Origin of the sequence: Streptosporangium album, assembly GCF_014203795.1 — a bacterium.
GTDB classification, from domain to species: domain Bacteria; phylum Actinomycetota; class Actinomycetes; order Streptosporangiales; family Streptosporangiaceae; genus Streptosporangium; species Streptosporangium album.
In genome coordinates, this window is sequence record NZ_JACHJU010000002.1 from 226,916 (window position 1) to 246,037 (window position 19,122).

Here is a 19,122-nt window from a genome sequence, read left to right on the forward strand (position 1 = left end):
ACAACCGCTCAACTCAAGATCCTGAGGAGCAAGTGCCATGAACACCGTACTCCCCCCGACGTCGGTCGCCGTGATGACCGCCGAGAAGCTCGCCGAGTCCGCGCAGTTGCTGACGACCCTGACCGTCACCCCGGACGAGCGGGCCGTCGTGCTCGACGCCCTGCGGAGGACGTGCGAGTCGCTCGCCATCGCCGCCGAGCGGGTCGCCCAGGACGTCGTCGACGCCACCCCGCCCGGCGGGCAGCTTGGAACCCGGGACGGGTGGCTCCCGGCCCCCGCCGTGCTGGTGGCGGAGTTGTCGAACGTCAGCGCCCGCCTGGCCGAGGCGCAGGACGGGTTCGAGGACGCGGGCAAGGCCGTCGCGGAACTCGCCACCGAGCAGGCCGCCGAGGAGCCGTTCGATCGGCTCGCCGCCGCGGACATGACGCCCGCACAGCAGGAGGCGTACGCCGTACTGGCCGCCCGCCTCGACGCCCAGTACGGCGGCACCCGGTGACCGCCACCGTCGACCAGGCGCACACCATCGACGTCCTCGCGGACATCGCCTCCCGAGGCCTGCCGCCCGTCGGCTGGCACCTGTCGGCCGCCGCCGTCGACAAGCTGGAAGGGCAGGTCGGGCCGGACAGCGACGAGGACAAGCGGGCGGCCGTGGCCGCGTACGCCGCTCTCCTCGGGGTTGAGCCGACGGAGCGGCAGCACGACCACCACGTGCGTCTCGCGGTGACCGCGCCCTACCAGGGCGTGCGGGTGACCGTGTGGGCGCACGTCGCCAAGAACACCGAGATGCTGGCGGGCGACGTCTGGCGGGACGCCGCGGGCGACCGCTGGTGCGTTGTGGAGGTGCCGCAGCCCGGCGACGTGGCCCGCTTGTACCTGGCGACGGACCCGGGTGACACGCGGACGGTCTACACGATCGACGGTGTCCGGGCGACGCGTGGGCCGTTGACGCTGGCGCACCGCCCCGAGGCCATCGCGGCGGTGGCCTCGTGAGCGCCATCGCAACCCGCCTCCTCGTTGAGGCCCGCCCCACGGCCACCGAGGTCGCCATCCTGCACGTCCCGGCCGGAGCGGTGGCCCGCGTCCACCACCCCGCAGGCGTGCGCGAGTACACGCCGCTGCTGCCCGAGGAATCGTGGTATGCGGTCGTGCCGGGCGACAAGGACTTGATCGGCTGGGGTGCGGTGCCGTGCTGGTACGGCTCCCTGGCCGGCATCAGGAACGGCCGCCACCGGCTGGACCGGGACGCCTGGCACGCCGCTGCCCGTGAGCTGCGCTCCGGCGGCGTGACCTACGTGCAGTACGAGGTCCGCGACTACTACGGCAACCCCCGGTGGACCGCTACAGGCGTCCGCGTCGACTCGGCGGGCGGTGCCCTGTGAGGCCCGAGGCCCGCGTGTGGCGGAAGGCCGCCCGCGCCGAGATCAAGGGCGTGCCGCGCGGGCGGCGCTCGACCCACCAGGCCAAGACCCAGCAGCCCCAGGCTCCCGCCGATGAGTCCGAGCAGACCACCGCCGCATCCCTCACCCCCGCTGAGCAGATCGAGGTGCACGCATGAGCAGGACCGAGCGCGACATGGCCGAGCGGTTCGCCCGCGAAACTGCCGCCCACGAGATGACCGTCCTGCACGATGACGGCCTGTATCGCCACCTGCGATTCCAGCAGCCGGGCACCGGCATGTACTGGTTCGAGCTGGTCACCTGGCCAGGGAAGCTCGCCTTCGCCGGCGACGTGGACGGCTACGCATTCTCCTGCACCCCGGACATGCTCGGCTTCTTCCGGCAGTCCAGCTGGCAGGGCGGCATCAACCCCACGTACTGGGACGAGAAGGTCATCGCGAGCCACGACAGCGTCATGACGTACTCGCAGGATCTGTTCAACAAGCAGGTCGCCGACGACCTCAAAGAGGCCGAGGAGCACTACCCCGGCGTCACCAAGGCGTGGAACGAGAAGGTCAACGGCGACCTCGCCGAGTACAACACCGAGCACGAACACGACGCGCGGGCGGCGCTGAACGACTTTGAGTACCTGCCCGAAGGGGCCAGCGGGGAGCCGTTCCGCTTCTACGACGCGTGGGAGTGGCAGCTCAAGGACTACAACTGGTCGTTCCTGTGGTGCTGCCACGCGATCGTGTGGGGCATCGCCCAGTACGACAAGGCGAAGACCCTCGCTCCCGCTGAGTCCTCTCCCTCTCAGGGAGGCACGGCATGAGCGACTACGACTACGGCCCCCTCCAGACGTACGAGGTCACCTGGACCTCCGGTCACGTCGAGAGGGTCCACTGCCACCAGGTGTCCTACAGCGGCGACAGCGGCGGCCTCGACGCCCTCGGCCTGATCGGCGTCAAGACCAAAAACGAGCGGCGCGTCCACCTGCACGGGCAGATCAACGGCCGGTGGCTGCTGGTCCTGTCGGCCCGCGAGACGGACATCGCGGCCCTGCGGTTGGTGACGGTCGGCGAGGAGTTCGCCGGGCAGCGGTTCACCTTCGAGGAGCCAGGCGGTGAGAGCCGGTGACCTGTGCCCGCTGGTTGACGTTCACCGCCGCCGCTGCCCGTCTCAACCTCCCGGTGGAGGAAGTGCAGCGCCTCGCGGACACCAAGGTTCTGCACGCCGAGTGGCTGCACCACGACCACTGGGCGATCTCTGAGGAGTCGGTCACCGCCCTCAAGCCCGCGCCGGAGCTGGCTACCCCCACGGGTGACGTCCTGGCCGCCGCGGACGACGAGGACGCCATGTCCGCCCACCTCGCCCACGCCGACGAGCCGTTCCCCGCCGTGACCTGGACCCCATGGAGTCCCGACGACTCCCCGGAGGACCGCGAATACCGGAACGAGCAGGCCGACTACGAACCCCGAGAGGACGCACACCGCTGATGGCAATCAAGACACGGCGCCCCACCGGCATCGTCCCGTGGCCGCTGATCCTCCTCGAAGGCGGGGAGAAGAGCGGCAAGAGCTGGGCGTGCGCCGAGCTGTCCGCCTCCGAGAAGGTCGGCCAGACGTACTGGCTGGACCTGAACGAGGGCGCCGCCGACGAGTACGGCGCCATCCCCGGCGCCCGCTACCTCGTCATCGAGCACGACGGCACCTGGGCGGCGATCCTCAACCAGGTCTCCGAAGTCCGCGAGGAAGCCCGCCGCGCGGCCGACGCCGGCGAACCCCCTGTGGTGCTGGTCATCGACTCCATGACCGCCGAGTGGGACCTGCTGAAGGACTGGGCGGGTAACCGGGCCAAGGGGTCGACGTCCAACCAGAAGCGGCTTCGGGCGGACCCGAGCGCCGAGGTTCAGGTGTCGATGAACCTGTGGAACGACGCCACCGCCCGCCACCGGCGCCTGATGACGATGTTGATGACGTTCCCCGGCATCGTCGTCGTCACCGCCCGCGGCAAGGAAGTCGCGTCCCTTGACCAGTCCGGCCGCCCCGTCGAGGGGTCGAAGGACTACAAGGTCGAAGGCCACAAGAACCTCGCGTTCGACGCGTCCGTGTGGGTGCGCCTGTCCCGCGAGCACGCCCCGATCGTCGTTGGTGCCCGCTCCGTTCACGCCGGGATCCGGCCGGGCGTCGACAAGCCCGTCCCCGCCCCTCAGTTCACCCTGGAGTGGCTCGTCTTCGACGCGTTGAAGTGCAACCCGGTCGAGGCGCAGGTGCGGGCCCTGACCACCACCAAGGCGGGCGCTGAGTCGCCCGACGGTGAGGACCTGTCAGCGAAGGCGGGGGAACTGCTGGCCCTGGCCGAGGACGCCTCCTCCGAGGTGGAGCTCCGCCGGGTGTGGGACCAGATCCGGCCCGCCCTGGACGGCCAGGAGATCAGCGCCGGTGAGGCGGACCGGGTCGCGGCCCGCATCAAGGCGTTGGGCGCGCAGCTCGCCGCCGGAACGGAGGCCGCAGCGTGATCTCCAACGAGTTGGCGCTGGTCGAGGTCGTCCTCAAGGCGATGACCGAGCGGCTGAAGGCCGCCAAGACCAACGCAGACGCTGAGATCCGTGCCACCGCCCTGCCCGGGGACCGCACCAACGCGGTCCTCCCGGACGGGACGGTCATCGGATCGGTCAGCCAGGCCAAGGGGCGCACGTCCGCGGCGGTCACTGACCGGGTCGCGTTCACCAAGTGGGCGCAGGCCGAGCACCCGACCGAGGTCGAGTTGGTCCCCACGGTCCGGCCGGCGTTCGAGCGGCGGGTCCTGGATGGGTGCAAGGCCAACGGCGTCAACGTGGACGCCAACGGCCACGAGGTCCCCGGGGTGGAGGTCGGCCAGGGCAACCCCTACTCGATGACGAAGGTCACCGGGGGTGCTGAGGATGCGATCGCTGCGGCCTACCAGTCCGGGGAGCTCGCCGACGTCTTGGAGCGGTTCGCCCGCCCGGCCCTTGAGGCAGGTGCGGAGTGAAGCGCGGCAACGGTCTCCAGCGGACCACGCCCCTGATGGCGAAGAAGCCCATGGCGCGCGGCAAGGGGCTCAAGGCGGGTGCCGCGACCCCGACCCGTAAGGCCCCGGCGAAGAAGGCGCCTCGCAACACCGGCCCCACGCCCGCCGTACGGCAGGCCGTCCGGGACCGCGACCTGGACACGTGCATCGTGTGCGGTGTCGTCGTCTCCGGCCGGCCCGCGTCGATTCACCACCGCCGCAACCGGGGCATGGGCGGGTCGTCGGACCCGCGCATCAACGACGTCACGAACCTGCTGGTCGTGTGCGGGGACGGGACGAGCGGCTGCCACGGCATGTTGACCGACCGGCCGTGGGAGCTGGACGCCGAGAAGCACGGGTGGATCATCGGCCGCAACTCAATTGCTGACCCGGCCTTGGTGCCGGTGCTGGTGGCGTGGTTGGGCTGGGCCTACCCGCTGGCTGACGGCACGTGGCAGGTCATCGAGGACATCGCGGCGGTGACGTCATGAAGGCGCTGACCGTTCGCCAGCCGTGGGCCTGGGCCATCGGCTACGCAGGCAAGGACATCGAGAACCGGACGTGGGACACGACGCACCGGGGCCTGCTCGCCATCCACGCGGGCGCCCGGTGGGACGGCGATGACGCGGCGGCCCGAGTCTTCGAGTTGGCTGGCGCTTACGTGCTGAAGACCACTGTGTCGGCGATCGTCGCGGTGGTCGAGCTCGTCGACGTCTGCGCCGTGGACGGCTTCACCGACTGCTGCAAGTGCGGGAAGTGGGCCTTCGGCTTCCAACGTCACTGGAGGCTCGCCAATCCCCGCCCGCTGGTCGAGCCGGTGTCGTGCAAGGGGCGGCTCGGCCTGTGGAACCTGCCTGAGGACGTCGAGGCTGCCGTGCTGCGGCAGATCGAGGTGACGTCATGACGGCTGGCCCGGTCGTCGCGTGGGAGCTGTGCTCCTGGTGCGACGTCATGGTCCCCGCGCCGCACGCCTGCCCGTACGTGGCGCCTACCTGCCCCACCACGGACCCCGCAGCAGCGGGGGAGCCGTGCGGCCGGTGTAAGCCCTGCCTCGACCTACAGGAGGCGTCCATCGCCGCCCAGGGCGACGGCCTTCCGCTCGCCACGGACGGGTCGCCGTCCGACCTCGATCACCCCTGACCTGCCCCCTGCCTGTCTCCCTCGCAATGCGGGGAGACAGGCACCCCGCCCCCAGACAGGAGGCCCACCGTGGCCGAGCTGCATATCTCTGAACTGCTAGATCTCGAATACCTGGAAGCCGCGGTCGAGGGCGGGTTCGTGCGGGTGCAGCAGCACCCCACCGAGCCGCTGTTCATCTACAACTACACGGAGAAGACCCAGTACGAGGACGAGTGGAATGGAGCCACCCTCGCCTGCCGCGGCCTGATCACGGACGCGGGCGGGTGGGTCAAGGCCCGACCGTTCCGCAAGTTCTTCAACTACGGCGACCCGATGGTGGGCGAGCTGGACGCGTCGGCGAAGGCCGTCGTGGTCGACAAGATGGACGGCTCGCTCGGCATCCTGTACCCGGCCGCTGGCGGGTTCGTTATCGCCACCCGCGGCTCGTTCACGAGCGACCAGGCCCAACACGCCACCGACGTTCTCCAGCGGCGCTACAACGACTTCCTGCCGCCCGAGGGGGTCACGGTCCTGTTCGAGATCGTCTACCCCGCTAACCGGATCGTGTGTGACTACGGAGGCGCGGACGACCTGTTTCTCCTCGGCGGGGTGGACATCGCGACCGGACAGGTTCTCGGGCCGGATGAGATCCGGGGATGGGCTGGGCCGGCGGCGAAGGTGTTCAACGTGCCGACGCTGGCGGATGCGTTGGCGATGCCGCCCCGTTCGGGCGCTGAGGGGCTGGTCGTCCGGCTGGTCGAGTCCGGGCAGATGGTGAAGCTGAAGCAGACGGATTATGTCGCCCTCCACAAGATCATCACTGGGTTGAATGCCCGCGGCGTCTGGGAACTCCTCGGTGAAGGCAAGACCGTCGCTGACATCTGCGAGCCCCTCCCGGACGAGTTCCACGCATGGGTGAAGAACCTCGCCGGAGACCTGCAGCGGGAAGCCCACGAGTTGCTCTACGACACCGAGCGCTACCACGAGAAGATCCTCACCCGCATGCCAGAGGGGTGGACGCGCAAGGACTACGCGCTCGAAGCCTCCACGTCTACGCTCCGCGGCTGGCTGTTCATGCTGCTGGACGAGCGGGACCCGCGCCCGCACATCTGGAAGGCACTCCGCCCGGCCGGCGACATGCGTCCCGTCCAGTTCTCGGAGGACGCCGCGTGAGCGCGCTCATCGTCCCCGGCGCCTGACCTTCCCCTTCCCTCTGTCGTCTCCGCGCCCTCCATCGGGGGTGGGCGCGGAGGCGGCGGACTCCCATCAACTTCAAGGAGAACCACCGAAATGCGCACCAACAAGGCATCCGATCAGCTCGTCGCCCCCGTCCCGACCACCCCGGCATGGCCGAACGACGAGGTCCGGCAGACCGTCACCCAGAACAACCAGGCCGCCTACTACCGGCACTTCGAGCAGTACAAGCAGCGCGGGGCGGCAGCCCGGAAACTGACCGCCGACTGCGATCAGCTTTCCCGTGAGGTCGCCGACGCGAAGCGGGTCCTCGACGACGCCCAGCACCGGTACGACGAGAAGGTCCACGCGCAGCGCGTCGAAGCCCACTACGAGCAGGTCGAGTACGACACGGCGCAGGGGTACGCGGTGGCGTGCGCGTCGCTGGGGGCGCCGGTCCCTCCTCCGGACGGGGAACTTTCGCACGACGCCGACGGCAAGACGGCCCGGTGGAGCGCGGCTGTGGACGAGCAGAACGCCGCCGAAGGGGTGCGCGGGTTATGAGAGCCCTGGAGCGGCTGTGCCGCCTGCTGATGCCGCAGAAGGGCCGCCGTGGTCGCCGCCGGCCTCGCCGTGTGGCCGCCACGACTCCGGTAGCGACGACCGCCACCATCCCGGCTGGCGTTGCCCCCATCTCCCTCACCAACCCGTACCCCTGGCAGGAGACCCGATGAGCACCGAGACCCCCGTCCCCGCCCCTGATCTGCTCGGCACGGTCCGCCGGAAGCCGAACGGGCGAGTCCTCGCGGTCCTATGGCCGTCCCCTCCGTCCAAGCACCGGTGGATGGTCACCGACTGCTGGGGGTCGTGCGGCTACGAAACGGACGAGGCGGTCGCGGACTGGCCGGTTGTCGGCGCGGTCCCGTACAGCCCCGCTGCCGGGTTCCCGATGCCCGCCCCCGCTTCCGCTGCCCAGGGAGAGGCGAAGACCGCCGGGGGTGCCTCGTGAGCGCCGAGACCACCCGACCTCTGCTGCTGATCGACGTGGACGGCGTCCTGAACCCGTTCCGCCGCCCTGGCCCGGAGTGGTTCAGGACGAAGTGCTCAGCGGACGGGCGCAGCTACAACATGCTGCTCAACCCTGCCCATGGGCCGAAACTCCTCGACCTCGCCGCGACGGTCGGCTGTGACCTGGTGTGGGCGACCACGTGGGAGCACGACGCCAACACCGAGATCAGCCCGAAGATCGGCCTGCCCGAGCTGCCAGTGATCGAGGTGGACCGCGACAACCGGTGGCGTGACCGTGGCGTCGACGTCATGTTCAAGACGCCGCACGTCGCCGACTGGGTGAAGGGCCGCCCCTTCGTGTGGTTGGACGACGACCTCACCGACCTCGACGAGGCCTACCTCCGCGAGCACGAAGGCGTCGGCGACTTCCTGGTCATCCACGTCGATGGGCAGTTCGGCCTCACCGATGGCGACCTCGTCGAGGCCACCGTGTGGCTGATCGAGCACGGCTCACCCGCAGGGGAGCAGTCATGAGACTCCCCGTCTTCGTGGTGGCTCTGGCGTCGGCGGTGACCGTGACGGCCACCGCCGGCGTCGTGGTGCTGCTGCTCATGGAGCCCGCGGATCTGGGCTGGTCGCCGTTCGTCTACGTCGCAGTCGCGAGCCTTGTGCTCGCGGCTGCGGCCGGCGCCGTCCATGTCGCCCAGGTCCGCCGCGCCCGCCGCTTCATCGGCCGCCTGCGCGACGTAGGCGCCGAGATGGCCGCGGAAGGCTACTTCGACGCCGACCGCGACCAGCGCCTTGTCGCTGACGTCTTCGACGCCCGGGAGACGCCATGGGAGCGCTGATGCTCGCCCTGGCCGGCCTCACCGGTGCCGGGCTGATCTTCGCCGGGATGTGCCTGGCCGGCGACACTCCTGACCTACACGACGTGTTCGAGGAGACCGAATGAGCCCCCGCATCGGCAGTCTCTGCACCGGCTACGGCGGACTCGACCTGGCCGTGATGGACGTCCTCGGAGGGGCCATGGCCTGGCACTGCCAGTACGACCCCGACGACAAGCACCAGTACGCGGCACGGATCCTCGCCCACCACTGGCCGGACGTGCCGAATCGCGGAGACATCACCGCCGTCGACTGGTCCGCAGTTGAGCCGGTGGACATTCTGACCGCCGGGTTCCCGTGCCAGGACCTCAGCTATGCCGGCCGCGGCGCCGGGATCCAGGAAGGGAATCGCAGTGGACTTTGGTATGCCATCGAGAGCGCAGTGCGCGCTCTACGACCTGGACTCGTCGTCCTGGAGAACGTGGCCGCCATCGTTGCTCGACGACCTGGACTTGACGTCGTTCTCGCCGGTCTTGCCGACCTCGGGTTCGATGCGGAATGGACGGGTGTTCGAGCATCCGACGTCGGTGCCACCCACCAGCGGAACCGGTGGTTCCTCCTCGCCTGGCCTGCCGGCACTGCTGCCTACGCCGCGGACCTCGGACACGAACGGGGCCGGCGCGCACGGGACGGGCGGTCCGGACCTGCGGACCGTCGTCTCGCTCCTGCCGACGCCGACCTCGACGAACGCGCACGGGAATCAGCGCAACAACCGAGGCGAGTTGTTGTTGCCCGGAGTGGTGGCAGCGCTCCTGTCGACCCCGCGGGCGAGCGACACGGGAACCCCGGGCCGACGAGCGAGCGAGGGGTTCCGGCCGCCGCTCTCGCAGGTGATCCTGCCGATCGCGAATGGGGCGCCTACGGTCCCGCCATCGCCCGTTGGGAGCACGTCCTCGGACGACCTGCCCCTGGGCCAGTTGACGATCGAGGACGCCTTGCGCCTGTCTTCGTCGAGTGGCTGATGGGCCTGCCCGCTGGCCACGTCACCGAAGTGCCTGGCCTGCCGCGCAACGCCCAGCTGAAGGCTCTCGGCAACGGCGTGGTCCCCAAGCAGGCGGTCTACGCGCTGCGTCTGCTGCTGGCCCGCCTCGACTTGGAGGTGGCCGCGTGACCCTCCTGTACTGCTGCCCCTCCGCCGACGTCGAGGGCGAGGGAGCCGAGCACTCCGCGACCTGCCCCGAGCGGCGTGCGGCTGAGATCACCGCCGAGAGGGCATCCGTGACTGAGCCCGCCGTTCGCCGCGCCCAGGTGTGGGCCGGCCGAGCCGAGTCATACCGCCGGTTCCTCGTCACGACCGTCGCTGACGGCAAGGTCCGCGGCATGTCGTACCTGGAGAACGACAGCGCCACGTACACCAAAACGCACCGCCTGCCCGAGTTCCTCGCCGCGTACGTGCTGCTGGAGGACGTGCCCGCCCACTGGGAGGTGACCCAGTGAGCGCCGAGACCATCGCCCCTCACGCCGACTGCGCCGAGGTTCGCCGCCTCGTCGCGGTCGAGTTCGCCGCCCACAAAGAGCAGCTCCTGCAGCGGTTCGCCCAGGACGTGGAACGGACTCTCATGGCGATGCGACCCACCGTCCACGACGGAGAGACATGGGTGGCCGCGGCCACATTCGAGGCGTCGGCTCGGGTCGCGCTGAGGCTGGCCGGCCTGCCCGCAGACCTCAAGGAGGCCAGCCAATGAACGCCCCTTACCCGACGACGACCCTGCCCAAGCCGTGCGAGCAGGACCCGGAGAGCTGGTACGCGCCCAACGTCACTCGGGAACGCGCGCGAGCCATGTGCAGCGGCTGCCCCGTCCTGGGGGCGTGCGCCGAGTACGGCATCGCCCGCGAACGGTACGGCGTATGGGGAGGCCTCACGGAGCGGGCCCGTGAGCGCGCCCGCGCCAACAAGGGACTGACGCTGCCGCTTCACCCCCGGCCACAAAACCAGCCGAAAGACGCGCGCCTCGCCCGCGACCTGGAACTGCTGCACGACTCCGAGGAGCTGCTCGGCCGAGGGGTGGGGTTCGAAGCGGTGGCGCAACGGCTCGGCTGCAGCCGCCACGGCCTGACGTCGGCTCGGACCCGCGCCCGTAAGCACCTGGCGGAGGCGTCATGACGCACCTGATGAAGCGACTCGATGAGCACCGCCGCTCTCAGGGGATCACGTTGGTCGTCGTCGCCGGCCAGCTCGGCACGTACAAGTCGACGTTGAGCAAGTGGTCATCAGGGTCGGACAGCCCGCTGTTCCACCGGGCGGTCGCTTACGCCAGCGCGGTCAACGCCCGCATCGTGCTCCCACATCAGGGCCGGGTCCTCGCTGAAGGACTGGACATCGTGGACGCACTGCCGGACCTGCGCCGGTTCGTCGGTGCTCCTTACCGGCGCATGGCCGCCCGGGTCGGCCTGCACTACAAGACGCTGGAGACGTTCGAGGCCCGGACGGGGCCGCGGTACCTGTCGACGGTTGAGATGTACGCGGCTGGCCTGGGGTTGTCCCTCGGCATGCTGCCTGCGGTTGAGCTCGCGGTGGCGCCTTGATGACGCCGGGCACGCAAAAGCGCCACGACTCCCTGTTGGGGGTCGTGGCGCGTCTCGTGGGGTCGGTGGTCGGCGGAGGGGACGGATCAGGACGCGGCCTTCTTGCGCGCGTCGACGACCTTGCGGCGCACCCATTCACGGGTGAAGCCGATCTCTCTCACGATCTCAACCTGCTGCTCCCCGTTGTCGAGCGCGGCCAAGACTTCGGCAACCAGCTCATCGTGAGCTGCTTCGGCGGCCTCGGTGCGCTTTTTGTAGGCGGCTGCGAGGCGACGAAGGCGCTGCTGGCGGTCCGTGTCCACAGATTCATATTCGCACACGGGGCGAGGCATCAGGGCGTGGCTGTGCGTCATGTGCCCATCGTAAGCCATGACGATTGGCCATGGCCATATGCCATGGGTAATGGCATATAGTGGAGTCGAGCACCCGAGCTATCCAGGGGATTGGCGAGGCGGCCCGTCGAAGACAGGCCCCGCTCTCGTCGTCCAAGTAAGAGCACCACCAGCATCGAGGGAGGCGCCACCGGTGGCGCGGATTCGCAGTATCAAGCCGGAGTTCTTCACGTCGCTGTCCATCGCCAGTCTGGATCTGCCCACGCGGCTGACCTTCATCGGACTGTGGACGCATTGCGACGACGAGGGCCGGTGCGTCGACGAGGCGCGGCTCATCAAGGCCGCGTTGTGGCCGCTGGACGACCGGACCGCCGCCGACATTGAGAAAGATCTGGGAGCCCTCAGTGAGTCCTCACTGATAGCTCGTTACGAGGTCGGCGGACGTCGATATCTGGCCGTGTGCGGATGGGATGAGCACCAGCGAATCAACCGTCCGACCAAGAGCAAGCTTCCTGCCCCCGAAGAGGCTGACTCTGCCCCGGTGAAACTAGCCCTGGCCTGCACTGATGAGCGTTCAGAGGGCGTTCGCGTCCGACTCACTGAGGACTCACTGAGTGCTCACCGTGGGAAAGGAAAGGAACAGGGAACAGGGAACATGAGTAACCCCCCTACCCCCCCGAGGGGGAAGCGGGGCTTGCGCCCCGCAGATGATGACCCTGCCTTCGCTGCTTTCTGGGACGCCTACCCCCGCAAGGTCGACAAGGGCCACGCCCGCAACGCCTGGGCCAAGGCCATCGCTGCCGGTGTTGACTCCGCCCTGATCATCAAGGGTGTTGAGCAATACCGGGACGACCCGACGCGATCTCGCGACCCGAAGTTCATCCCGCACCCGACGACGTGGCTCAACGGCGAGCGCTGGGCCGACCAGCCCGCGGACCGTGAGACGCACATCCGCACCTGGGACAGCTACGAAGAGCGCACCCCGGGGGAGTTCAACTGATGAGCGACGAATTCCGGATGCTGCCCCACGACATCGATGCGGAGAAGTCCGCCCTCGGTGCCGCGATGCTCACGCCCCACGCTGCGAATGTCCTGTTCACACAGCTCTCGGCAGATCACTTCTACCGGACCAAGCACCGGCCGACGTTCCGCGCGATCGTCGACCTGTACCGGAACGGCGAGATCCCCGACGTCGTCAGCGTCCGCGCCGAGCTGGACCGGACTGGGAAGCTCGACGAGGCCGGCGGCCTGATCTACATCAATGACCTGTCGTCGTTCGTGCCGACTGCGGCCAACGTCGGCTACTACGTCAACCGGGTCCGTGAGCTGGGAACCAAGCGCATCGCCATCGAGGTGCTGACGCGCATCGCAGAGCAGGGCTACAACGAGATCACCACCGCTGATGACCTGGTCACAGCCACTGAGGACGCCATCACCCAGTTCCGGGCGATGGCGTCCAACGAGGAAGCGATCGAGGGATTCTCCACGATGGGCTCGTTCATCGACGAGTCCGACGAGGACCACGACTGGCTGCTGCCGGGCGTGCTGGAGCGCATGGACCGCGTCATCGTCGTTGCGTCCGAGGGCGCCGGTAAGACCACGCTGGCCCGGCAGATGGCGGTCATGCTCGCTGCGGGCGTCCACCCGTTCAGCATCCACACGCGCATCCCGCCGGTTCGGACGCTGTACATCGACTTGGAGAACCCGCCGCCGCTGGTGCGTCGCAAGATCCGCCACCTCGTCGACCTGGGTCGTGAGTACTCCGGCTGGGACGAGGACCGGGCGTGGCGGCTGACCCGGCCCGGCGGCATCGACCTGCGTAAGCCGAACGACCAGCACCTGATCGACCGGGTCATCACCGAGTCCCGCGCCGAACTGGTGTGCATGGGCCCGCTGTACAAGGCGTTCAACGAGTCCGGCGAGAAGGCCGAAACCATCAACGGGCAGGTCGCCCGCGTACTGGACGGCTACCGGGAGCGGCACGGCATCGCCCTGTGGCTGGAAACCCACGCCCCGATGGAGCAGCAGGGGCAGCGGTCCCTGCGCCCGATGGGTTCGGGCGTGTGGTCGCGCTGGCCGGAGTTCGGCCTGGCGATGCGCAAGTCGAAGGACAACCCGCACCGGGTCCACCTGGAGCGGTTCCGCGGTGACCGCGACGAACGAGCCTGGCCACACCACCTTGAGCGGTCCAGCCCGTGGCCGTGGGCCGCCCGCTGGGACGGCGGCTACCCCATCGAAGAAGCCACCGCATGACCACCCCATCTTCCGAGAGGACCGACATGACCCCGAACATCGGCGCTGTGCGCGCCGCCCGCGCGCTGAGGAGCGGCTGCCTGCAGGCCGTCGAGGAGCGCGACTTGGACGCACTGCTCGACAACCTCGCCGGCTGGATGGGCACCGACTTCGACGTCAGGGCCGCCGTGCTGTCCGCCGAGAAGGACGCCGCATGAACGACCGGGAGAAGTACCACAAGGCGGTCATCCGGCAGCAGCACGAACGCGACCTCGCCACCGGCACGCCCGTGCCCTACCGGATCACCCAGGCGCTCGACTCTCGTGGCCTCGAAGGTCCCGAGGTCGATTGGGCGTGCGGTGTCGAGGAGCCGGCCGTCGATCAGTGGGAGACGGGGGAGCTGGTCCCCGCCCCTGAGCAGGTCAAGTTGCTCGCCAAGCTGACGGACTACCCGATCAGCTACTTCTACTGGCCGGTCACTGAGCAGGGCGGACCGGGATTTATGTGCACCGACGACGGCTGCGAGCCGATGTGGTTCGGCCCGCCGCCGGAGCCCGAGCCGCTCGCGGAGGTCATCGCCTGGCCTGGCCGCACCGCCGAGCCGGAGCCGATCGAACCCCGCCAGGACGCGCTGTGGTGACTCGCCCCTCCCTGATCACTGCCCGCCGCTACGACGCCCGCATCCGAAAGGCAGCCGCATGAGCGCCGACCGCGCCAAGCGCCGAAAGATCACCTGCAAGGCATGCCGGCAGCTTGGCGAGAACCGCGGGCACGGCTGGTGCATCCCCTGCTACGGCCGCTGGGTCTACCACGGCCGCCCCGAGGGAGGTCCACCCCCGGCCACCGAGCCGGTGCCGCCGCCTTACAAGCCGCGGCCCATCCCGGCCGTGTGCCGCATGAAGCGTCACGAACTGGTCGGTGACAACCTCGTCCGCACTGCTGAGGGCGGTTGGCGCTGCCGGGCCTGCCACGAAGCGGGCCTGGCCACCGCCACCGAGCGGCAATCTGCCGCTCGTCGTGAGCAGTGGGACGAGATCCACGCCGGCCACGACGTCATCGTCAAGCGCGACAACCGCCGCCTCTGCCGGACCTGCGTTCGCGGTGACGCCGACATCGACGAGATCGCCATCGTGCGAGCCGAGCGCGGCGACCCCCCGTCCAGGCTGACCATCGCCGAGCGGGAAGCCGCGATCACCCACCTCCGCTCCTACAACCTCGCCTACCGCGTCATCGCTGAACGAGTCGGCTGCTCTCTGCGCACCGCGTGGATCGTGTGCAACCGGCTCGGTGTCACCGACCCCGCGAGCGCGCGAGCCCTGTTCCGCAAGGCGGCTTAGCCCACCCCCCCGCAAGACCATCCGAGGAGACCGACCATGACTGACCTCGTCCCCGTTGAGCTGATGCGCACCGCCACCGACGCCCGCCGCGACCGCGAGGCTGCGCTGCACTTCGCGCGGATGGTCGAGCACCTTGGCCGCGCGCTGGTGGCGTTGGAGGCCGGGCGGTGGGACTCCGCCCGTGACCGCCTCTTCCTGGTGAGGGAAGCGTCCGCGATTTGCGACGTGGCCCTCAATTCCGGCCATCCCGACCCGAAGGCTTTCTTGGTCGCTGTTCGCGCACAGGTCCCGCAGGAGTGGGCGGCGGCCATCTGCGCGGCGTTCAGGTCTGACGCTCCTGTCCTGGCCACTCCCACGTTCGCTGACCTGGCCGTGACCCCGTGACCGCCCCCGCCCCCCGAGACCCCCGCAAGACCAACGAAGGAGAAACCCGATGAACGCCACCGAACTCCGCACCGCTGCCGCCAAGCTCCGCGAGATGGCCAAGCCCGCCACCCCTGGCCCGTGGTTCACCGCCGACTGCGAGCTGTACCCGCGCTGGGTCCTGTCCGCCACTGCCACCGAGGGTGAGTCGGGCTACGCCGCCTACGTGGCCAAGAGCTACAGCGACGACGACGGCCTGGACGTGTCCGACGCCGACTGGCAGTGGATGGCGTTCGCCTCCCCGGCCCTGGCCGAGCCGCTGGCCGCCTGGCTGGAGCTGACGGCCGACTACCCGCGCGGCATGGCGAACTCGGGTCGGGCCCTCGATGTCGCCCGCGTCGTCAACGGCACCGCCCCCGCCCCGTCCGCTCCTGTGCCCTCTGCGGGCCTCTAGCGTCCACGCAGTCGGCCTGAGAGCGCCGGATCGTCCGTGAGGTAGGGGAAAGATCATCCGGGCCTTCACGGCCTTCTGAGGCGAACTCCAGAACGATAAATCGATCATCAACCGAACTCCAGTCCGGAAAGGACACTCCATGAGCACCATCACCATCACGAAGCCGTCCGCACTGCTCCACATCACCGGCCGAGACCTCAAGGCGCTGTTCGGCTCCGTCCTCCCGCACACCTCCGACGACCCCGATGGCCTCCCCGCCCTCCAGGAGGTCCACGTCGAGATCCACGACGGAGACCTGCGGCTCGTCTGCACCGACCGGTTCACCATGGCGGTCGTCCGCCGCCCCATGACCTCCACCACGGAGGCCTTCAGCTGCCGGTTCGCGCTCCCGGTTCGCGACATCCGAGACCTCATCGAGCACCTGGACGACGTCGCCATCGCGTCGCTCGCCTTCGAGGAGAACCGGCTGTTCGTCACCACCGAAGACAGCGCCCACAACATCCCCGGCAGCGCCTCAGTCCTCGGGTGGCGGGACCTCCTCAACAGGGTGTTGAAGCCCTCAGGTACTCCGGTCGGCCGCATCTTGATCGACCCGACGTTCCTGGCCCGCCTGGAGCCTGCCAAGCGCCTCAACGAGGACGCGCCGCTCGTGATCCAGATGCAGGGCGAGCACGGCGCGGTCGTCGCCACCCTCGGAGCCAGCTTCCTCGCGCTCGTCATGCCGATGACCAGCCGCAGCATGCGCGAGGACCTGCTGCCCTCCCGTCCGCTCGACGGCTGGTTCGACCTCCTCGACGAGACCGACGCCCCCGCCTGACCTTCCCCCTGTCCCGTCCGGGAGACCGGACGGGACCCCGCAACCCCGACAAGCGCAACGACAGGAGACCCCGAATGGCCGAGATCCCCGACGTCCGCCCCGGCCAGGTGTGGGCCGACAACGACAAGCGCGCCGCTGGCCGGAAGGTCCGCGTCGTCGAGATCGACGGCACGCACGCCGTCGTCGTGCAGGTCGATGCCCGCGGCGTCGTCGACAGCCGCATGCGCGAGCGCCGGACCCGGATCCGCCTCGACCGGTTCAAGCCGACGAGCACCGGCTACCGGCTCGTCACTGACGTTCCCACCTGACCCCCGACAACCTCAACGACAGGAGACCCCGAATGACTCTTGACCAGCTGATCGAGCAGCTCGAAGTCCTCCGCGACGGGCTCGGCGGAGACACCCTCGTGATCGTCTCCAAGGACGCCGAAGGCAACGGCTTCGGGCCGCTCGAAGAGGCCGAGATCGCCATGTACGCCGCCGAGAACGACTACAGCGGCGAGAGGTACCCGACCGAGGAAGAGCGCCAGGCCGAGCCCAACCCGGACGACTACGACCCCGCCCCGGACGACGCGGTCAGAGCGGTGTTCCTCTGGCCGACGAACTGACGCCAGCCCACCCCGTCCCGTCCGGTCTGTCTCCGGACGGGACACCCCAACGAAAGGCAAGATCACCGATGAGCCACAAGCCGACGCTGCCCACTCGCATGCACGACCCGTTTCCCCGCATTGACATCGACGAGGCCGGCGCCTTCGCCGAAGTGCTGAGCCTCGCCATCGCCGCCGCCAACCGCTGGACGTTCGGCCCCGACGGCCCCTACCGGCAGCCTGGCCAGACCATGGCTGACATCGCCCGCGGCCAGATCCGCGAGGCGCTGCTGCATCTGCTGGAGCTCGGCTTCGTCGACGTCGACGAGGAGCGCATGAAGGCAGCGCCCGGCTGGCCGATGGACCGCATGTCGTCCCGCCCCACCGACCTCCCTGAGGAGGCGTGATGTTCACCGGAGGAGTGTTCACCGCCACCTGGGAGCGGATCATGCGGAGCGCCGCCCCCTGCCCGCCAGCCTCCCCGCCGGCCGAAGCGCCACCCCCGGCGCCATGGGCCCCGGCTGGCACGTACCTCGCCGCGAGCTGGCCGATCCTGGACACGGACCTGGCCGCCGAGCAGATGCGCGAGCTCGACGTCACCGAGCCCACGGCGTTCGAGGATGACGCTCAAGCCGCCGTCGAAGCGGAGGCCTGGGTGCTCGACCTCCTTGCCGTGGAGGTTGACGCCCTTGGCGCTTCCCCGCTCCAGGCCGCGCAACGCCTGTTCGGAGGCCCGCATGTCTGAACCTGTCGAGTACGCCATCCCCGTGCAGGCGATCGCCGCGGCGCTGCACGCCGACCATGAGCAGGCGTGGGGGCCCGGGTCGAGCAACATCTCCGCCCACCGCCGTACGGCAGAGCGGGCCGTCGAGGCGCTCGCCGCCGCCGGCCTGGTTGTCGTCTCCGCCGAGGACCTCGCCGAGACGATCCGCGACGCTGAGACATGCCACCACGACCGCGGCAGCGACGCGGAGTCCGACGCCCGCATGGACCGCCTCCGCGCTGCCCTCCCCAATGCCCCCGCACGGCCCCCAGTGCCCACTCAGAGCGTCGTAGACCTCGCGGGCGGGGAAGAGGCGACAGGGGAGGCGCAAGGGGCCACAGAGGCGCGTACGGCCTCGCGGGACGACCTGTCGAAACTCATCGACGCGATGAGCCCCGAGGAGAAGACCCTCGTCCTGGAATTCTTCGCGGCCGATCGGGAGGAGTTCCTGTTTGCGGCGGGGGAGGCCAAGGCGCGGTACGAGCGGGTCAAGGGTTCCCGCGCCATCCGGCTCGCCGACGACCTCCGTCACCGGTACGCCAACGCCATCCACTACGTGCTGTACGGCCCGGCGTCCGGGTCAACAACGCAGCGACTCGCGGCTACGGCTGCTCACGCCGTCCTGGCTGTGCGGGACACCGAACTGGAGCGCGCGAGCGGCTACGCCGAGCGCATGGCCGAGATGGTCATCGAGAAGGACCGCGAGGCCACACAGTGGGCCGAACGGCTGCATAAGGCCGAAGCCGCGCTTGTCCACGCGAAGGCGCTGCACTCCCGTGACGACAGCAACCCGCACGGCCCTTGGTGCGGCACCTGCACAACGCACTGGCCTTGCCGCACATGGACCGCCTTGCTCTCAGCCGAGGAGCAGACCGGAGACGGCCGTGGCTGACGACCTCCGCCCGATCCGCCGCCGGGAAGACCTGCCCCCGCTGGAACGCGCCGTCTCCGACGCCCTCGACGAGCTCAACAGCAGCATGCACGGAATGCTCAGCTCCTGGTCGTACCCGGTCGAGTTCCTGGAGTTCCTCGCCGAGGAAGGCCACACCGTGGTCTCCACCGCCGAACTGGAGCAGCTCCGCGCCCGCATCGCCGAGTACGAGCACGCCACCAACGCCTGAC

37 protein-coding genes are annotated in these 19,122 nt (G+C 69.5%); 36 read left to right on the forward strand and 1 reads right to left on the reverse strand.

Going from position 1 to position 19,122, the window contains the following annotated elements; genetic code table 11:
• Nucleotides 1–37 precede the first annotated feature (37 nt).
• The 22 genes from FHR32_RS24505 to FHR32_RS24610 all read left to right on the forward strand — a co-directional run bounded on the left by FHR32_RS24505 (nucleotide 38) and on the right by FHR32_RS24610 (nucleotide 11,116).
• A complete protein-coding gene (locus FHR32_RS24505; RefSeq protein ID WP_184756859.1) occupies nucleotides 38–496 on the forward strand; it encodes a hypothetical protein in 459 nt (152 codons plus the stop codon).
• A complete protein-coding gene (locus FHR32_RS24510; protein ID WP_184756860.1) occupies nucleotides 493–990 on the forward strand; it encodes a hypothetical protein in 498 nt (165 codons plus the stop codon). Before FHR32_RS24505 ends, FHR32_RS24510 begins: the two co-directional genes overlap by 4 nt.
• Nucleotides 987–1,379, forward strand: a complete 393-nt coding sequence (locus tag FHR32_RS24515; RefSeq protein WP_184756861.1) for a hypothetical protein — start codon at nucleotides 987–989, stop codon at nucleotides 1,377–1,379. Before FHR32_RS24510 ends, FHR32_RS24515 begins: the two co-directional genes overlap by 4 nt.
• On the forward strand, nucleotides 1,376–1,555 hold the full coding sequence (locus FHR32_RS24520; RefSeq protein ID WP_184756862.1) for a hypothetical protein: 180 nt from the start codon (nucleotides 1,376–1,378) through the stop codon (nucleotides 1,553–1,555). The genes FHR32_RS24515 and FHR32_RS24520 overlap by 4 nt, the downstream gene beginning before the upstream one ends.
• Complete coding sequence (locus FHR32_RS24525; RefSeq protein ID WP_184756863.1) at nucleotides 1,552–2,208, forward strand: hypothetical protein; 657 nt, start codon at nucleotides 1,552–1,554, stop codon at nucleotides 2,206–2,208. The genes FHR32_RS24520 and FHR32_RS24525 overlap by 4 nt, the downstream gene beginning before the upstream one ends.
• Nucleotides 2,205–2,513: a hypothetical protein gene (locus tag FHR32_RS24530; RefSeq protein WP_184756864.1), complete on the forward strand. Its 309-nt coding sequence runs from the start codon at nucleotides 2,205–2,207 to the stop codon at nucleotides 2,511–2,513. Before FHR32_RS24525 ends, FHR32_RS24530 begins: the two co-directional genes overlap by 4 nt.
• On the forward strand, nucleotides 2,510–2,872 hold the full coding sequence (locus FHR32_RS24535) for a hypothetical protein (protein WP_184756865.1): 363 nt from the start codon (nucleotides 2,510–2,512) through the stop codon (nucleotides 2,870–2,872). The genes FHR32_RS24530 and FHR32_RS24535 overlap by 4 nt, the downstream gene beginning before the upstream one ends.
• A complete protein-coding gene (locus tag FHR32_RS24540; protein WP_221466189.1) occupies nucleotides 2,872–3,894 on the forward strand; it encodes an AAA family ATPase in 1,023 nt (340 codons plus the stop codon). The genes FHR32_RS24535 and FHR32_RS24540 overlap by 1 nt, the downstream gene beginning before the upstream one ends.
• The gene (locus tag FHR32_RS24545) at nucleotides 3,891–4,388 is read left to right on the forward strand and encodes a hypothetical protein (RefSeq protein ID WP_184756866.1); all 498 of its coding nucleotides are present in this window, start codon (nucleotides 3,891–3,893) and stop codon (nucleotides 4,386–4,388) included. Before FHR32_RS24540 ends, FHR32_RS24545 begins: the two co-directional genes overlap by 4 nt.
• Complete coding sequence (locus FHR32_RS24550; RefSeq protein WP_184756867.1) at nucleotides 4,385–4,897, forward strand: HNH endonuclease; 513 nt, start codon at nucleotides 4,385–4,387, stop codon at nucleotides 4,895–4,897. The genes FHR32_RS24545 and FHR32_RS24550 overlap by 4 nt, the downstream gene beginning before the upstream one ends.
• Nucleotides 4,894–5,310: an ASCH domain-containing protein gene (locus tag FHR32_RS24555; protein WP_184756868.1), complete on the forward strand. Its 417-nt coding sequence runs from the start codon at nucleotides 4,894–4,896 to the stop codon at nucleotides 5,308–5,310. The genes FHR32_RS24550 and FHR32_RS24555 overlap by 4 nt, the downstream gene beginning before the upstream one ends.
• On the forward strand, nucleotides 5,307–5,546 hold the full coding sequence (locus FHR32_RS24560) for a hypothetical protein (RefSeq protein ID WP_184756869.1): 240 nt from the start codon (nucleotides 5,307–5,309) through the stop codon (nucleotides 5,544–5,546). Before FHR32_RS24555 ends, FHR32_RS24560 begins: the two co-directional genes overlap by 4 nt.
• 69 nt (nucleotides 5,547–5,615) lie before the next feature.
• Complete coding sequence (locus tag FHR32_RS24565) at nucleotides 5,616–6,698, forward strand: RNA ligase (RefSeq protein WP_221466190.1); 1,083 nt, start codon at nucleotides 5,616–5,618, stop codon at nucleotides 6,696–6,698.
• 117 nt (nucleotides 6,699–6,815) lie between these two features.
• Nucleotides 6,816–7,262 (forward strand): hypothetical protein, encoded by a 447-nt coding sequence (locus FHR32_RS24570; RefSeq protein ID WP_184756870.1) that lies wholly within the window; start codon nucleotides 6,816–6,818, stop codon nucleotides 7,260–7,262.
• A gap of 166 nt (nucleotides 7,263–7,428) precedes the next feature.
• On the forward strand, nucleotides 7,429–7,707 hold the full coding sequence (locus FHR32_RS24575; protein ID WP_184756871.1) for a hypothetical protein: 279 nt from the start codon (nucleotides 7,429–7,431) through the stop codon (nucleotides 7,705–7,707).
• Nucleotides 7,704–8,240, forward strand: a complete 537-nt coding sequence (locus FHR32_RS24580; protein WP_184756872.1) for an HAD domain-containing protein — start codon at nucleotides 7,704–7,706, stop codon at nucleotides 8,238–8,240. Before FHR32_RS24575 ends, FHR32_RS24580 begins: the two co-directional genes overlap by 4 nt.
• A complete protein-coding gene (locus FHR32_RS24585) occupies nucleotides 8,237–8,554 on the forward strand; it encodes a hypothetical protein (protein ID WP_184756873.1) in 318 nt (105 codons plus the stop codon). The genes FHR32_RS24580 and FHR32_RS24585 overlap by 4 nt, the downstream gene beginning before the upstream one ends.
• A gap of 100 nt (nucleotides 8,555–8,654) precedes the next feature.
• Entirely contained in the window at nucleotides 8,655–9,701 is a 1,047-nt protein-coding gene (locus FHR32_RS24590) for a DNA cytosine methyltransferase (protein ID WP_184756874.1), read from the forward strand.
• The gene (locus FHR32_RS24595; RefSeq protein ID WP_184756875.1) at nucleotides 9,698–10,027 is read left to right on the forward strand and encodes a hypothetical protein; all 330 of its coding nucleotides are present in this window, start codon (nucleotides 9,698–9,700) and stop codon (nucleotides 10,025–10,027) included. The genes FHR32_RS24590 and FHR32_RS24595 overlap by 4 nt, the downstream gene beginning before the upstream one ends.
• Complete coding sequence (locus tag FHR32_RS24600; protein ID WP_184756876.1) at nucleotides 10,024–10,275, forward strand: hypothetical protein; 252 nt, start codon at nucleotides 10,024–10,026, stop codon at nucleotides 10,273–10,275. Before FHR32_RS24595 ends, FHR32_RS24600 begins: the two co-directional genes overlap by 4 nt.
• Nucleotides 10,272–10,694, forward strand: coding sequence for a WhiB family transcriptional regulator (locus tag FHR32_RS24605; RefSeq protein WP_184756877.1), 423 nt, complete (start codon nucleotides 10,272–10,274; stop codon nucleotides 10,692–10,694). Before FHR32_RS24600 ends, FHR32_RS24605 begins: the two co-directional genes overlap by 4 nt.
• Nucleotides 10,691–11,116, forward strand: coding sequence for a helix-turn-helix domain-containing protein (locus FHR32_RS24610; protein WP_184756878.1), 426 nt, complete (start codon nucleotides 10,691–10,693; stop codon nucleotides 11,114–11,116). Before FHR32_RS24605 ends, FHR32_RS24610 begins: the two co-directional genes overlap by 4 nt.
• Before the next feature lie 86 nt (nucleotides 11,117–11,202).
• On the opposite strand, the gene FHR32_RS24615 is transcribed toward FHR32_RS24610, so the two are convergent.
• Nucleotides 11,203–11,469, reverse strand: a complete 267-nt coding sequence (locus FHR32_RS24615) for a hypothetical protein (protein ID WP_184756879.1) — start codon at nucleotides 11,467–11,469, stop codon at nucleotides 11,203–11,205.
• A 172-nt stretch (nucleotides 11,470–11,641) separates the two neighbouring features.
• Between FHR32_RS24615 and FHR32_RS24620 the strand changes: the two genes are divergently transcribed.
• The 14 genes from FHR32_RS24620 to FHR32_RS24685 all read left to right on the forward strand — a co-directional run bounded on the left by FHR32_RS24620 (nucleotide 11,642) and on the right by FHR32_RS24685 (nucleotide 19,121).
• Nucleotides 11,642–12,448 carry an LvrA C-terminal domain-related protein gene (locus FHR32_RS24620; RefSeq protein WP_184756880.1) on the forward strand — a complete coding sequence of 269 codons (807 nt, stop codon included), beginning with the start codon at nucleotides 11,642–11,644 and terminating at the stop codon, nucleotides 12,446–12,448.
• Nucleotides 12,448–13,701, forward strand: a complete 1,254-nt coding sequence (locus FHR32_RS24625; protein WP_184756881.1) for a DnaB-like helicase N-terminal domain-containing protein — start codon at nucleotides 12,448–12,450, stop codon at nucleotides 13,699–13,701. Before FHR32_RS24620 ends, FHR32_RS24625 begins: the two co-directional genes overlap by 1 nt.
• Nucleotides 13,698–13,898: a hypothetical protein gene (locus FHR32_RS24630; protein WP_184756882.1), complete on the forward strand. Its 201-nt coding sequence runs from the start codon at nucleotides 13,698–13,700 to the stop codon at nucleotides 13,896–13,898. The genes FHR32_RS24625 and FHR32_RS24630 overlap by 4 nt, the downstream gene beginning before the upstream one ends.
• Nucleotides 13,895–14,320 (forward strand): hypothetical protein, encoded by a 426-nt coding sequence (locus FHR32_RS24635; RefSeq protein ID WP_184756883.1) that lies wholly within the window; start codon nucleotides 13,895–13,897, stop codon nucleotides 14,318–14,320. The genes FHR32_RS24630 and FHR32_RS24635 overlap by 4 nt, the downstream gene beginning before the upstream one ends.
• Before the next feature lie 58 nt (nucleotides 14,321–14,378).
• A complete protein-coding gene (locus tag FHR32_RS24640; protein WP_184756884.1) occupies nucleotides 14,379–15,017 on the forward strand; it encodes a hypothetical protein in 639 nt (212 codons plus the stop codon).
• 36 nt (nucleotides 15,018–15,053) lie between these two features.
• Entirely contained in the window at nucleotides 15,054–15,401 is a 348-nt protein-coding gene (locus FHR32_RS24645; RefSeq protein WP_184756885.1) for a hypothetical protein, read from the forward strand.
• 49 nt (nucleotides 15,402–15,450) lie between these two features.
• Complete coding sequence (locus FHR32_RS24650) at nucleotides 15,451–15,834, forward strand: hypothetical protein (protein WP_184756886.1); 384 nt, start codon at nucleotides 15,451–15,453, stop codon at nucleotides 15,832–15,834.
• Between the two features lie 139 nt (nucleotides 15,835–15,973).
• Entirely contained in the window at nucleotides 15,974–16,651 is a 678-nt protein-coding gene (locus FHR32_RS24655) for a beta clamp domain-containing protein (RefSeq protein WP_184756887.1), read from the forward strand.
• Nucleotides 16,652–16,725: 74 nt separating this feature from the next.
• A complete protein-coding gene (locus FHR32_RS24660) occupies nucleotides 16,726–16,959 on the forward strand; it encodes a DUF6354 family protein (protein WP_184756888.1) in 234 nt (77 codons plus the stop codon).
• A 32-nt stretch (nucleotides 16,960–16,991) separates the two neighbouring features.
• Nucleotides 16,992–17,258, forward strand: coding sequence for a hypothetical protein (locus FHR32_RS24665; protein WP_184756889.1), 267 nt, complete (start codon nucleotides 16,992–16,994; stop codon nucleotides 17,256–17,258).
• A gap of 68 nt (nucleotides 17,259–17,326) precedes the next feature.
• Complete coding sequence (locus tag FHR32_RS24670; RefSeq protein WP_184756890.1) at nucleotides 17,327–17,644, forward strand: hypothetical protein; 318 nt, start codon at nucleotides 17,327–17,329, stop codon at nucleotides 17,642–17,644.
• Nucleotides 17,644–17,982 carry a hypothetical protein gene (locus FHR32_RS24675; RefSeq protein ID WP_184756891.1) on the forward strand — a complete coding sequence of 113 codons (339 nt, stop codon included), beginning with the start codon at nucleotides 17,644–17,646 and terminating at the stop codon, nucleotides 17,980–17,982. Before FHR32_RS24670 ends, FHR32_RS24675 begins: the two co-directional genes overlap by 1 nt.
• Nucleotides 17,975–18,892, forward strand: coding sequence for a hypothetical protein (locus tag FHR32_RS24680; protein ID WP_184756892.1), 918 nt, complete (start codon nucleotides 17,975–17,977; stop codon nucleotides 18,890–18,892). The genes FHR32_RS24675 and FHR32_RS24680 overlap by 8 nt, the downstream gene beginning before the upstream one ends.
• Nucleotides 18,885–19,121 carry a hypothetical protein gene (locus FHR32_RS24685; RefSeq protein WP_184756893.1) on the forward strand — a complete coding sequence of 79 codons (237 nt, stop codon included), beginning with the start codon at nucleotides 18,885–18,887 and terminating at the stop codon, nucleotides 19,119–19,121. The genes FHR32_RS24680 and FHR32_RS24685 overlap by 8 nt, the downstream gene beginning before the upstream one ends.
• Nucleotide 19,122 lies beyond the last annotated feature (1 nt).

Excerpts from the sequence above, each read along its gene's own strand:
- FHR32_RS24505 (WP_184756859.1), top strand. The coding sequence starts at position 38 with ATGAACACCGTACTCCCCCCGACGTCGGTCGCCGTGATGACCGCCGAG.
- FHR32_RS24525 (WP_184756863.1), top strand. The coding sequence starts at position 1,552 with ATGAGCAGGACCGAGCGCGACATGGCCGAGCGGTTCGCCCGCGAAACT.
- FHR32_RS24530 (WP_184756864.1), top strand. The coding sequence starts at position 2,205 with ATGAGCGACTACGACTACGGCCCCCTCCAGACGTACGAGGTCACCTGG.
- FHR32_RS24540 (WP_221466189.1), top strand. The coding sequence starts at position 2,872 with ATGGCAATCAAGACACGGCGCCCCACCGGCATCGTCCCGTGGCCGCTG.
- FHR32_RS24555 (WP_184756868.1), top strand. The coding sequence starts at position 4,894 with ATGAAGGCGCTGACCGTTCGCCAGCCGTGGGCCTGGGCCATCGGCTAC.
- FHR32_RS24560 (WP_184756869.1), top strand. The coding sequence starts at position 5,307 with ATGACGGCTGGCCCGGTCGTCGCGTGGGAGCTGTGCTCCTGGTGCGAC.
- FHR32_RS24570 (WP_184756870.1), top strand. The coding sequence starts at position 6,816 with ATGCGCACCAACAAGGCATCCGATCAGCTCGTCGCCCCCGTCCCGACC.
- FHR32_RS24575 (WP_184756871.1), top strand. The coding sequence starts at position 7,429 with ATGAGCACCGAGACCCCCGTCCCCGCCCCTGATCTGCTCGGCACGGTC.
- FHR32_RS24585 (WP_184756873.1), top strand. The coding sequence starts at position 8,237 with ATGAGACTCCCCGTCTTCGTGGTGGCTCTGGCGTCGGCGGTGACCGTG.
- FHR32_RS24590 (WP_184756874.1), top strand. The coding sequence starts at position 8,655 with ATGAGCCCCCGCATCGGCAGTCTCTGCACCGGCTACGGCGGACTCGAC.
- FHR32_RS24605 (WP_184756877.1), top strand. The coding sequence starts at position 10,272 with ATGAACGCCCCTTACCCGACGACGACCCTGCCCAAGCCGTGCGAGCAG.
- FHR32_RS24610 (WP_184756878.1), top strand. The coding sequence starts at position 10,691 with ATGACGCACCTGATGAAGCGACTCGATGAGCACCGCCGCTCTCAGGGG.
- FHR32_RS24615 (WP_184756879.1), bottom strand. The coding sequence starts at position 11,469 with ATGACGCACAGCCACGCCCTGATGCCTCGCCCCGTGTGCGAATATGAA.
- FHR32_RS24625 (WP_184756881.1), top strand. The coding sequence starts at position 12,448 with ATGAGCGACGAATTCCGGATGCTGCCCCACGACATCGATGCGGAGAAG.
- FHR32_RS24630 (WP_184756882.1), top strand. The coding sequence starts at position 13,698 with ATGACCACCCCATCTTCCGAGAGGACCGACATGACCCCGAACATCGGC.
- FHR32_RS24635 (WP_184756883.1), top strand. The coding sequence starts at position 13,895 with ATGAACGACCGGGAGAAGTACCACAAGGCGGTCATCCGGCAGCAGCAC.
- FHR32_RS24640 (WP_184756884.1), top strand. The coding sequence starts at position 14,379 with ATGAGCGCCGACCGCGCCAAGCGCCGAAAGATCACCTGCAAGGCATGC.
- FHR32_RS24645 (WP_184756885.1), top strand. The coding sequence starts at position 15,054 with ATGACTGACCTCGTCCCCGTTGAGCTGATGCGCACCGCCACCGACGCC.
- FHR32_RS24650 (WP_184756886.1), top strand. The coding sequence starts at position 15,451 with ATGAACGCCACCGAACTCCGCACCGCTGCCGCCAAGCTCCGCGAGATG.
- FHR32_RS24655 (WP_184756887.1), top strand. The coding sequence starts at position 15,974 with ATGAGCACCATCACCATCACGAAGCCGTCCGCACTGCTCCACATCACC.
- FHR32_RS24660 (WP_184756888.1), top strand. The coding sequence starts at position 16,726 with ATGGCCGAGATCCCCGACGTCCGCCCCGGCCAGGTGTGGGCCGACAAC.
- FHR32_RS24665 (WP_184756889.1), top strand. The coding sequence starts at position 16,992 with ATGACTCTTGACCAGCTGATCGAGCAGCTCGAAGTCCTCCGCGACGGG.
- FHR32_RS24670 (WP_184756890.1), top strand. The coding sequence starts at position 17,327 with ATGAGCCACAAGCCGACGCTGCCCACTCGCATGCACGACCCGTTTCCC.
- FHR32_RS24675 (WP_184756891.1), top strand. The coding sequence starts at position 17,644 with ATGTTCACCGGAGGAGTGTTCACCGCCACCTGGGAGCGGATCATGCGG.
- FHR32_RS24680 (WP_184756892.1), top strand. The coding sequence starts at position 17,975 with ATGTCTGAACCTGTCGAGTACGCCATCCCCGTGCAGGCGATCGCCGCG.